General features: G+C 41.3%; 5 protein-coding genes. 3 read left to right on the forward strand and 2 right to left on the reverse strand.

The window, feature by feature from the left end:
• Nucleotides 1–117 precede the first annotated feature (117 nt).
• From F7734_RS18025 to F7734_RS18035, 3 genes are read left to right on the forward strand one after another with little or no spacing between them, the layout of a single operon-like run.
• Nucleotides 118–3147 carry a tetratricopeptide repeat protein gene (locus tag F7734_RS18025; protein ID WP_155745973.1) on the forward strand — a complete coding sequence of 1010 codons (3030 nt, stop codon included), beginning with the start codon at nt 118–120 and terminating at the stop codon, nt 3145–3147.
• A 42-nt stretch (nt 3148–3189) separates the two neighbouring features.
• Nucleotides 3190–6675, forward strand: coding sequence for a CHAT domain-containing protein (locus F7734_RS18030; protein ID WP_155745974.1), 3486 nt, complete (start codon nt 3190–3192; stop codon nt 6673–6675).
• Nucleotides 6676–6690: 15 nt separating this feature from the next.
• Entirely contained in the window at nt 6691–10320 is a 3630-nt protein-coding gene (locus tag F7734_RS18035) for a CHAT domain-containing protein (RefSeq protein ID WP_155745975.1), read from the forward strand.
• Nucleotides 10321–10751: 431 nt separating this feature from the next.
• Here F7734_RS18035 and F7734_RS18040 read toward each other — a convergent pair whose 3' ends face one another.
• Complete coding sequence (locus F7734_RS18040) at nt 10752–11015, reverse strand: hypothetical protein (RefSeq protein WP_155745976.1); 264 nt, start codon at nt 11013–11015, stop codon at nt 10752–10754.
• Entirely contained in the window at nt 11012–11242 is a 231-nt protein-coding gene (locus F7734_RS18045; RefSeq protein ID WP_155745977.1) for a hypothetical protein, read from the reverse strand. The genes F7734_RS18040 and F7734_RS18045 overlap by 4 nt, the downstream gene beginning before the upstream one ends.
• Nucleotides 11243–11591 lie beyond the last annotated feature (349 nt).

An 11591-nucleotide genomic window follows, 5' to 3' on the forward strand; every position in this document is an offset into this window, starting at 1 on the left:
AAAGCCCCACCGTATAGATGGGAATTATGGCTAAAGTTAGTACAATGGTATCATAAAAAACGAAGGTGTCTAGATGATTTCCAATTACTACGGAGCGTTCAGTACCATAGGTCAGTCATGAATTTTGAACAACTTTTTGAACAAGGGCTTCACTTGTTTCAAACAGGTCAATTACAAGCTTCTTTAAAGTTATGGCAAAAGTTACAGAGAAAGTGCCGAGAAATTGGAAACCTTTGCCAAGAAGCTAAAGTCCTAAATGCTTTAGGCAATACTTACAACACTTTGGGTTTTCACCAAGATGCTTTGGATTCACATCAGCAACAGCTGGCAATAACACAAGAAATCAATGACCCTATAGGGGAATCAAAGGCACAGAGCGGTTTAGGAAACACTTACTATTCCCTAGGGGAACACCAGAAAGCAATTGATTGTCACCAAAAGGCTTTGGCGATCGCACAAAACATTCAAGATAGTTTAGGAGAAGCGATCGCACTCGGAAACTTGGGTAACGTTTACTGTTCCTTGGGACAATACCTCAAAGCCATTGAGTATCATCAACAGGCGTTGTCCATTTTTCAAGTTAAGAGCGATCGCCTTGGAGAAATCAATTCTCTTGGCAATCTGGGCAATGCTCACTCTTGTGTTGGTGAATACTCAAAAGCGATTGAATACTATGAGCAAGTGTTAGCGGCTTTCCGGGAACAGGAAGACTCTTATCGGGAAGCGATCGCTCTTGGCAATTTGGGTAATGCCTACTATTCCTTGGGAGATTACAAAAAGGCAATGGAATGCCATCAGAGCGTCTTAGCTACTGTACGCGCCTTGGACGACTTCCAGGGTGAAGCCGATTCCCTCAACAACCTGGGCAATGTTTACTACTCTTTAGGACAGTACCGAGAAGCAATTGAATGCTATCAACAGTCTTTAATCTTAGCCAACAAGATAGGCGATCGCCACCGACAGTTCAACTCGCTCAATAATTTGGGCAATATTTACGACTCCTTGGGACAATACCCCAATGCGATCGAACATCATCAGCAATCCTTATCTATTGCCCAAGCAATGGGTAACCGTCGGGGAGAAGCAAGCGCTCTGAACAATATAGCTAGCGTTTATGATTCTTTAGGGCAATACCAGAAAGCGATTGAGTACTTTCAGTTATCGTTGGCAATTGAAAGGGAAATTGGGAATCGCCGAGGAGAAGCTCAATCTCTGAGCGGATTGGGTAATGCCTATGATTCTCTATGGCAGTTTTCGGAAGCCATTGAGTATCATCAACAGCAGTTATCAATTTGTCAAGAAATTGGCGATCTCCAGGGAGAAGCCCACGCTCTAAGTGGACTGGGAAATGCATATCATTCTCTAGGACAGTACTCGAAAGCAATTGAGTACCATCAACAGTCAATAGCAATCAAACGAGAACTTGGCGATCGTCAAGGAGAGTCCAGTTCTCTCAATAATCTGGGTAGAGCTTACCACTTTCTAGAGCAGTACCAATTAGCAGTGAATTGCCACCAGCAATCTCTAGATATTGCTCGAGAAATAGGAGATAGCAGAGGCGAAGGGACTTCTTTAAATAATTTGGGATGGACTTTGTTGCATTCCAACCAACTGGTAGAAGCCGAAAGAAAGCTCCGCCAAGGAGTAGAGCGTTGGGAGTCTCTCCGTATAGGATTGAAAGACGAGCATAATATATCACTTTTTGAAGAACAGGTGCGGATTTATCGGAACTTGCAAAAAGTACTTGTGACTCAAGGTAAGATCGCCGAAGCCTTAGAAATTACTGAGCGTGGTCGAGCTAGGGCATTTGCAGAGTTATTAACTCGGCGTTTAACCCCGCAATCCATCGAACAAGTTATTACCACTCCACCTAATCTTCAGAAAATTCAACAAGTTGTCCAACAGCAAAATTGTCCGATAGTTGAATACTCCTTGCTCTACGATTATTTCGAGCTTGAAGGCGTACCATCTCTGAGAGAAACACAACTGCTGATTTGGGTACTACAACCCAATAGCGACATTTCTTTTTGTTCTGTTGATTTAAAGCCTCCATCAGAAAAGCAAAGAACCTCTTTGGGTTCCCTAAGTGACTTAATTGTAAAACTATATAGAATACTGAACCCCGATATCAAAGAGAAACCTGTCTCAAAGGCGACTAACCATCAGGAGCATTTCAACTCTTCTATCTCTGAGATATTAAAACAACTCTATCAATTACTAATTCAACCAATCTCTCATCTGCTACCAACCTCTCCTGATGTTCCAGTTATTTTCATTCCCCAAGATTTTTTGTTTTTGCTACCATTCTCAACCCTTCAAGATGCAGAAGGCAAATTTCTTATCGAAAAACATACCATCCTGATTGCACCTTCCATTCAAGTGCTGGAGTTAACCCAAAAACGAAGTATACAAGTACCAGAAACTTCTCTAGACGCGCTGGTTATAGGAAATCCTAAAATGCCAACTATTCCCTTAACTGAGCCACCCGTGCAGTTAGAGGATTTAGCCTGGGCGAAAACAGAAGCGCAGGTCATCGCTCACCTTTTCAAAACACAAGCTATTACAGGCGTAGCTGCTACCAAAATTTACATTAAACAGCAGATGCCCAAAGCGCGAGTCATTCATTTAGCAACCCACGGATTATTAGATGATATTCAGCAACTGGGTGTACCGGGGGCAATTGCTCTGGCTCCTACTACAGAAGACAATGGTTTTCTGACTGCTGGTGAAATTTTGGAAATGCAACTTAATGCTCAATTAGTTGTTCTCAGTGCCTGTAGTACCGGACAGGGTAAAATCACTGGGGATGGGATAATTGGATTGTCCCGCAGTTTGATTGCAGCAGGAGTCAATAGTATAATTGTATCTCTTTGGTCTGTAGGAGACCAATCCACCGCTTTTCTGATGGTTAGATTCTACCAAAATCTTCAGCAGGGAATGAAAGCCGCAGTTGCTCTCAATAAAGCGCAGCGTTGGCTGCTGAAGGTAACAAAATTGGAAATGGAAGCTTGGGTAGAAGCTAACCAGAATGTTATCAGCCACACTTTGAGAATAAGCCTGCATCGCCAGATTAACCAACTGTTACCAAATGACCGACCATTTCAAAACCCTCAGCACTGGGCAGCATTTTGTGCGATCGGTCAATGATGATGAAAGTGGGCAGTATTTTGTGCGATTGGTAAATTAAGTATGAATGAAGAACGTATTGAAGCTTACTTGAATTTAATTCAAAAAATTCTGAGTTGTTCAAAAGGTGAAGAAGACCAAATTTTAAATGCCAACTTAAAGTTGGTTGACATTGGTTTAGTGCAAACAATGGCACAAGTAGCAGAGGGCTTAGCAAAGTCAGAAGACCAAGAGGCTGCTGATTTTTTAATTCACATTGCGCGAGATATAGCTGAACACTTGGAGCTTTCTAACTTTTTATTACAAGTATTACAAGCAATTGATGAAAGCCAAGGCGATCCACAAGTTGAATACCATCTGCTGCAAGCGAATTTAGAAAAACTCAATGATAATTTTGCGAGATTATTGCAAAATTGGGCAACTAAAACTTTGTCTCAAGTAGAACCAGAGCAAGGAGAAAAGATTGCAGTTGTTATTGGAGAGTTCAGCACTTTCATTCAGGTTTTTTCAGAAGGAGATCGAGAAGTTAATGTAGAAATTGCCATTACAGGTTACCAGTCCATTGCCAGAATCTTTACTCGCGAAGCTTTCCCTAATAGGTGGGCACAGCTTCAACAAAACTTGGGTGTTGCCTACTTTAATCGTATCCGGGGAAATAAAGAAGAGAACTTAGAAATAGCTATCAACTTTTTCCGCTCGGCTTTAGAGGTATACACTCGCCAAGCCTTTGCAAAAGAATGGGCAGATATCCAAAACAACTTAGGTGCTGCTTACCTTCGGCGCATTTGTGGAGATAAAGAAGAAAACATAGAAATGGCTATTTGGTATTTCAAGGCAGCTCTGGAAGTACGAACTTATCAAGAGTTTCCTCGAGAATGGGCAGAAACTCAGGAAAACTTGGGGGAAGCATACTATGCGAGAATTAAGGAAGCAAGGGCAAATAATTTGGAAGCAGCAATTCGATGTTTTGAGAAAACTTTGGCAATTTACACTCTCCAAGCCTCGCCAAAAGATTGGGCAAATATCCAAATTCGTTTGGGGACTGCTTATTTTTACAGGATCAAAGGAGACAGGACGGAAAATCCAGAAATTGCAATCCGCCATTTCAAAGCTGCTTTGAACGTCTATATCCAACCAGTTTTCTCCAGAGAATGGGCAGATGTTCAAATTGCTTTAGGGGTTGTCTATAGCGATCGCATTCGAGGAGAAAGAGCCGAGAACCTGGAAAGCGCAATCCAATTTTATCTAGCAGCTTTGGGAGTTTATAGTCAACAGATATTTCCCGAAAATTGGGCAATGGTGCAGAACCATTTAGGTCTGGCTTATCTCAATCGTATCCAGGGTGAAAAGTCACAAAATTTGGCACTAGCTATTGACTATTTCAAGCAGGCTCTAGAGGTCTATACCCAACAAACTTTTCCTAAAGAATGGGCAATGGTGCAAAACCATTTAGGTCTGACTTATCTCAGTTTAGGTCTGGCTTATTTCGATTACTCCGTAAGTGAGAGAAGCGAAAAATTGGAGAAAGCGCTCGACTGTTTAAATCATGCTTTGAAAGTGTATATCTATCAAGACTTTCCTCAAGAATGGGCAAGAATTCAAAATAACCTTGGTGAGGTCTATCGTAACCGTATCAAAGAAGCTAAAGCCGAGAATTTGAAAAAAGCTATTGATTGTTACATTGCGTCTTTGGATTTCTATACCCAACAAGGCTTTTTACGACAAAAGGCAGAAACTCAAAATAATCTGGGTCTTGTTTACAGCGAACTAATCAACGTCATTGGACCGGAGAATCTGAAAGAAGCAGTTCGCTTTTTCTTGGCGGCTTTGGAAGTACGTACCCGTCAGGCTTATCCCAGTGATTATGCGGCTACTCAATTTAATATGGGCATTGCATACCAAAATACCTTACAGTTTTCTCAAGCCTACGCTGCTTTTGCTGCTGCAATAGATACTATAGAAGTTCAGCAAGCTGAAATTGCTTCTAGTTACAGCAAAGCAGAAGACAAACAAAAACTAGCTGAAGAATGGAATGAACTCTATCAACGAATGGTAGAAGTTTGCTTAGCACTGGATAACCCAGCCAAGACACTTACTTACGTTGAGCGCAGCAAAACGCGAAACTTAGTCGAACTTATTCTCACAAAAGATCGCTACACTATTTTCCCCCCGGAAGTAGTCGCTCAACTAGATCGACTTCGAGATGAAATCGCTAGCGGTCAATATCAACTCCAAAATGCCACTGCAGAAGATCCAACTGCTCTAGCCCAACATCTCCAACAGCTTCGACAGCAGCGCAACGAATTGCAAAATCGATACCTAGCTATTGGTTCTGGTTTTCAGTTTAAGCAGTTCCAGCCAATTCTGAGCGATCGCACTGCAATTGTTGAGTTTTACATTACAAGCGATAAGCTACTCGTCTTCATTGTTACCAAGCAAACCCAACAACCAATTGTTTTACCACCCGATTTGATAAACCTGAAAAAATTGGCAAATTGGGCAAACAGTTATCAAAAAGCCTACAGTAATAAAAAATCTCACTGGTCGCACCGCCTCACTACCCGTCTGCATCTGTTGGCAAAAATTCTACACTTTGAGGAAATTATTAAGCAAATTCCAACAGCGTGCGACAAGTTAATTCTAATTCCCCATCGCTACTTGCATTTGCTTCCGCTTCATGCTTTGCCCCTTGCTGAAGACTCTAACCTTTTTGACAGATTTCTTGAAGGAGTTAGCTATGCTCCTAGCTGTCAACTTCTGCAACTCGCCCAAACCAGGCAACGTCCCGAATTTACTCACCTATTCGCCGTCCAAAACCCTACAGGAGACCTCACCTATACTGATATTGAAGTCGAAACCATCCAAAGCTATTTCAACACCAGTCATCTTCTCAAACAGAAAATAGCAACCAGAGAAGCTGTTGATAATACTTATCTTACTGCTGCCCACTGCGCCCACTTTAGCTGTCATGGTTATTTTAACGCAACCCAACCTCGTAAATCTGCCCTTATTCTAGCCAATGCCCAGTTAAATTCTGCACCCACACAATTCGATACAGGAAATTATCTCAGTTTGGAAAAAGGCGGCATACTCGATCTTAACAAGTGCCTGACTTTAGATAGCATTTTCACTCTGAATCTAGAACAATGTCGCCTCGTCACTCTATCTGCTTGCGAAACCGGATTAATTGATTTCCGCAATACGAGCGACGAATATATTGGCTTGCCCAGTGGTTTCCTTTATGCAGGTGCTTCCAGTGTCGTCAGTTCTCTTTGGACAGTGAATGACTTATCCACAGCATTTTTGATGATTCGGTTGTATCAAAACCTTCAAAAGGGTTTTGCTGTAGCTTTAGCGCTCAATCAAGCTCAACTCTGGTTAAAGGATTTAACCAAGGGGGATTTGGAAACCTGGATTGAAAAAAATCAGTTACCATTGAAACCAGCAGTTAGGATAAATTTACGTCGTCGTTTTTACGAGTTTGAGGATGATGCTAAACTCTTTCAATCGCCTTTCTACTGGGCAGCATTTTGTGCGCTCGGTCAGTAATGGAGGGAATCTAAAATGGATGATAATAAATTTCAGAAGAATATAAATTTGATTGCACATCTGCTAAGTTGTTCTAATAATGATGAAATAAACCAGGTCTTGAATAATGATTGGGAATTGGTTGATTCTGAGTTAGTGCAGACAATGTTACAAGTAGCAGTGAATTTAGCAGAAACGGGTGAAATAGATAACGCTAATTTTTTAATTCAGGTTGCCCATCAACTCAAAGCTATCCTAGAATTGCCGGAACCGAACGGAGAGATAAATTTCCTCATGGAGGTACTAAAAGTTATTGAAAAAACCAGTAGTGGACAAAGAAAGCAAGTAGTGTACCCTTTACTAGCAATCAACTTAGACAAACTGGATGATAACTTCAATCGACTACTACGAGAATGGGCACCAGAAATGCTGAGAAATGTTCAGTTAGAGGAAGCTAGAAACAAAGCAAGTAGTATTAACAGCTTTAGTAATTTAATTCAGCAATTTCCTCTAGGCAATCGGGCAATTAACCTAGAGATTGCTATCACTGGCTATGAGGTAGCACTCTCTGTCTTTACCCGGAACACTGATTCAGTAAGTTGGGCATTAATCCAAAATAATCTCGGCAGTGCTTACAGTGAGAGGCTTAAAGGCGATAAAGCTGAGAATCTCGAAAACGCGATCGCCGCATATAGATTGGCATTGGATGTCCGTACCCGTGAGGATTTTCCCGAACAATGGGCAAGAACTCAATATTATCTTGGCATTGCCTACTATAATCTACTGAAAGACAACAGAAGTCAGAACCTTCAACAGGCTATCGCCGCTTATGAATCAGCATTGAATGTGTACACGCGTAAGCAATTTCCCGACGAGTGGGCAGAAACTCAAAATAATCTTGCCAGTGCCTATTTTTACAGAATAGAAGGAGAGAAAGGCAAGAATATCGAACGAGCGCTTCAAGCTTATGAATCAGCATTGAATGTCTACACCCGTGAGCAATTTCCGGAAAAGTGGGCAACAATTCAAAATAATCTTGCCAGTGCCTACCTTTATAGGATAGAAGGCGAGAAAAGTAAGAATATCGAACGGGCGATTCAGGTTTATCAATTGGTATTGGATGTCCGCACACGTGAGGATTTTCCCGAACAATGGGCAACAACTCAAAATAATATCGGTATTGCCTATTATAATCGTATCGAAGGTGATAAAGCTGAGAATATTGAGCAAGCGATCGCAGCTTATCGAGCAGCATTGAATGTTTACACCCGTGAGCAATTTCCGGAAAAGTGGGCAAGGAGTCAAAATAATCTTGGCATTGCCTACAGTGACAGAGTTGAAGGCAACAAAACTGACAACTTGGAACTGGCAATTGCTGCTTATGAAGCAGCATTAAATATATACACCTGTGAGAGTTTTCCCCAGCAATGGGCAACAATTCAAAATAATCTTGGCGCAGCTTACAGTGACAGAGTTGAAGGTAACAAAACTGAGAATCTAGAAAGGGCGCTCGCTGCTTATGAATCGGCATTGAATGTTTACACCCGTGAGAATTTCCCCGAAGATTGGGCAAGGATTCAAAATAATGTCGGAAATGACTACGCCGAGAGGCTTAAAGGCATTAAAGCTGAGAATCAAGAACGGGCAATAGCAGCTTATGAATCGGCGTTGAATATTTACACCCGTGAGAATTTTCCCGAAGATTGGGCAAGGACTCAAAATAATCTTGGCAATGTTTACTACAATCGGCAGGAAGGTGCGAAAGCTCAGAATATAGATAAAGCGATCGCGGCTTATGAATTGGCACTACAGGTTCGCATCTCTGAGGCTTTTCCTCAAGAATATGCACAAACTCAATTCAACCTTGGACTTGCTTACCAAAAAGCCGAACTGTTTTCCGCTGCCAAAAAAGCCTTTGCTGGCGCTATTAAAACTGTAGAATTTTTGCGAAGCACGATTCGTTCTGGTGATGAAATTAAACAAAAGCTAGCCGAAGAATGGAACGAACTTTATCAAGTTATGGTGGAGGTTTGTATAGATTTGTATGATTACAACGCAGCCATAGAATATGTTGAACGTAGTAAAGCCCGTAACCTTGTTGAACTGCTTTCCACCCGCAAATTTGACCCTAAGGGGGATATTGCCGAAGCAGTACGAAATCAACTTAATCACCTGCGTCAGCGAATTGATGCTGAACAGCGAAGACAGCAAATCCTACAGAGAAATCGTAGCAGCAATGGTGGCATCATTTCAGGAGAAAGTAGTCAACAGTTAATCTCCTTACAACCCGCTATTCCAGAGCGCACCAACCTAAATCAGCTGTGGCAACAACTTGATGATTTGATCGAGCGGGAAATTACACCTATTGACCCGAAGTTTGGCCTCACCCAAAAAGTAGAACCCATTTCCTATAGCCAGATTCAATGCCTCACTGGTGAAAACACTGCTATTGTTGAGTGGTACATTACAGGGGATAAATTCCTCACCTTTATCATTACACCTCAATCTCCAACTCCGATACTCTGGAAATCGTCAAAACAAGACCTGGAAGATTTGATGAAATGGAGCAACGAGTATCTAGATGCTTACTACTATTACTACCAAGAGAAAAAAATACATTGGAAAGAAGAACTCGCCTTCCGCCTCCAACGCCTTGCTCAAATACTGCATATCGACGATCTCCTCTCCCATATTCCCCCAACCTGTGACCATCTGATTCTAATTCCCCATCGATACCTTCACCTGTTCCCGCTTCATGTGTTAGAAGCCAAGAAGCAAGAAGCACCAGGAGAAAGACAATGTTTTAATTGTTCGTGTAAAACCCTGCTTGACCTTTTCCCTGGTGGTGTCCGTTATGCCCCTAGTTGCCAACTGCTACAACAGACTAGTGAGAGACAACGTCTCAACTTTTCTCACCTGTTTGCCATCCAAAATCCCACCCAGGACTTAGAGTATGCCGACTTGGAAGTACAAGCAATTGCTCAGTATTTCCCATTCAAAGATATCTTAGTCACAGCTAATGCAAATAAGTCAGCAATTGACAAGCAGTGTCTTCGCATCGCTCATTGCGCTCACTTTTCCTGTCATGGTTACTTTAACTTTAATGAACCTTTGCTCTCAGCCCTTCTACTAGCTGATTGTGAAGTGTCATCTCTTCCAGCTAATCCCGACCCAAACAAATATTTCCTATTGCAAGAAAATAAAATTTTTGACCTTAGCAAGTGTATCACCTTAGCAGACTTATTTACCCTAGACCTCAGCCAATGTCGCCTCGTCACTCTTTCCGCGTGTGAAACGGGTCTAACCGATTTCAGACCCCTTAGCGATGAATATATTGGTTTACCTAGTGGCTTTCTCTACGCAGGTACTTCTAGTGTAGTCAGTTCTCTGTGGACTGTAAACGACATATCTACAGCATTGTTGATGATTCGGTTTTACCAAAACCTGAGGCAAGGTACTAGTGTGGCTTTGGCGTTAAATCAGGCTCAACTGTGGTTAAGGGATTTGACTAAAGTGGAATTGCAAAAATGGATATCAGAAAACCAAATTCAACTGGATGCAACATTGAGTATAAGTTTACGTAGGAGATTAAACAAAGATATAGATAATGATAAACCTTTTCAGTCGCCCTTTCATTGGGCAGCATTTTGTGTGCTCGGTCAGTGATAACGAAATATCGATAATATAGGTTTTGCGATCGCTCATGGCAGCAACCTGTTGTCACAAGTTTGCCCAAAAATTTACACTATTATGAGGATGTAGCTGTAAAAAAAGATATGCCTGGGATTCCGGAGCAGCTTTACTATCGATTGTATGAAGCTTTTGATTATACTTAAGAATCAGCCGAAAGCATACGAACCACAAAAACCTGAGTCTGAACAGCGACTGTTTAAATCACTGTTACTCATAGGGTAAAATCACTGGAGATGGGGTGATAGGACTCTAAAGCTGCCAAAGTCTCGATAATTAATTGTCCATACAGAATATTTACGTTTACGCGCAGCCTAAATCACCGTTGCATCTTCTCAGCTTCCTTGCCAATTATGAATAGTAGTTAGTAAGAAGCGCGAAAACCAAAATGTTTATAGCGATTACATTTATCCAAAATATTTCTCATATTCATCATGGCTACCAATCCAAAACCATGTAACTGTATCGCTTGTCAAAACACCTATTGCTCGATAATTTAATGTTATTCTCACCGACCAAATATTTTCTGCATCATTAATACATTTAAAATATAAGGAGGGGTGAAAATTATTTTCTCTCCAAAGTTTATAAGCTTTTTTTGCGCTTTTTTTAGTTTGAGAATCGAGAGTAAAATAAGCATCCCAAAAAGAAGGGAGTGTGGCAGATTTCATAGCCTCTCGTAGTCCATAGGCTGGGAAAGTCCCTGTGCAATTTCTTGTTTTGCTTTTTGGGCTGCGGCTACTAGCTTATTTTGGGTTTTTTGAAATGAATTACCCCATTTTATTTCATCCTGTAAATCTTGGATATATTCGTGAAGATGTTGTGCTACTTGATTTTGTACATCTTCCGGTAAAGATTCCATCATTTTGATTACAGTCGAAATGGCTTCTGATGACATAATCGTTTTTGCTTAACTATAAATTAATTTCAAGATACTAATGTAATTTTAGCTGATTCCATGTAGCGTTGGAAATGATGTCACTCTTGTATTTTAAAGCTTTAGGAGCAATTGAGGACGAGTAAATTCTCTCAACCCATTTCAAACCCACCCCATCTCTACCGTTCCCAATCCGGTTTAATCCCATCCAACCAAGGACGCAACATTGTCCCAACCACTTCAACTGCGGTATTTTTCCCAGAAATACTTATCTACTGGATTGTGGTTTTCTCTATGTCGATGACTGTGGACGTGTAACTCTAAAGTATCTTTTTTGATGGTTCCCCTATATATGACTGGGCTTTTTCGT

This window comes from Scytonema sp. UIC 10036 (assembly GCF_009725235.1).

What these genes read in the sequence shown, in the direction of transcription:
- F7734_RS18030 (WP_155745974.1), top strand. Translation starts at nt 3,190, where the DNA reads ATGAATGAAGAACGTATTGAAGCTTACTTGAATTTAATTCAAAAAATT.
- F7734_RS18045 (WP_155745977.1), bottom strand. Translation starts at nt 11,242, where the DNA reads ATGTCATCAGAAGCCATTTCGACTGTAATCAAAATGATGGAATCTTTA.
- F7734_RS18025 (WP_155745973.1), top strand. Translation starts at nt 118, where the DNA reads ATGAATTTTGAACAACTTTTTGAACAAGGGCTTCACTTGTTTCAAACA.
- F7734_RS18040 (WP_155745976.1), bottom strand. Translation starts at nt 11,015, where the DNA reads ATGAAATCTGCCACACTCCCTTCTTTTTGGGATGCTTATTTTACTCTC.
- F7734_RS18035 (WP_155745975.1), top strand. Translation starts at nt 6,691, where the DNA reads ATGGATGATAATAAATTTCAGAAGAATATAAATTTGATTGCACATCTG.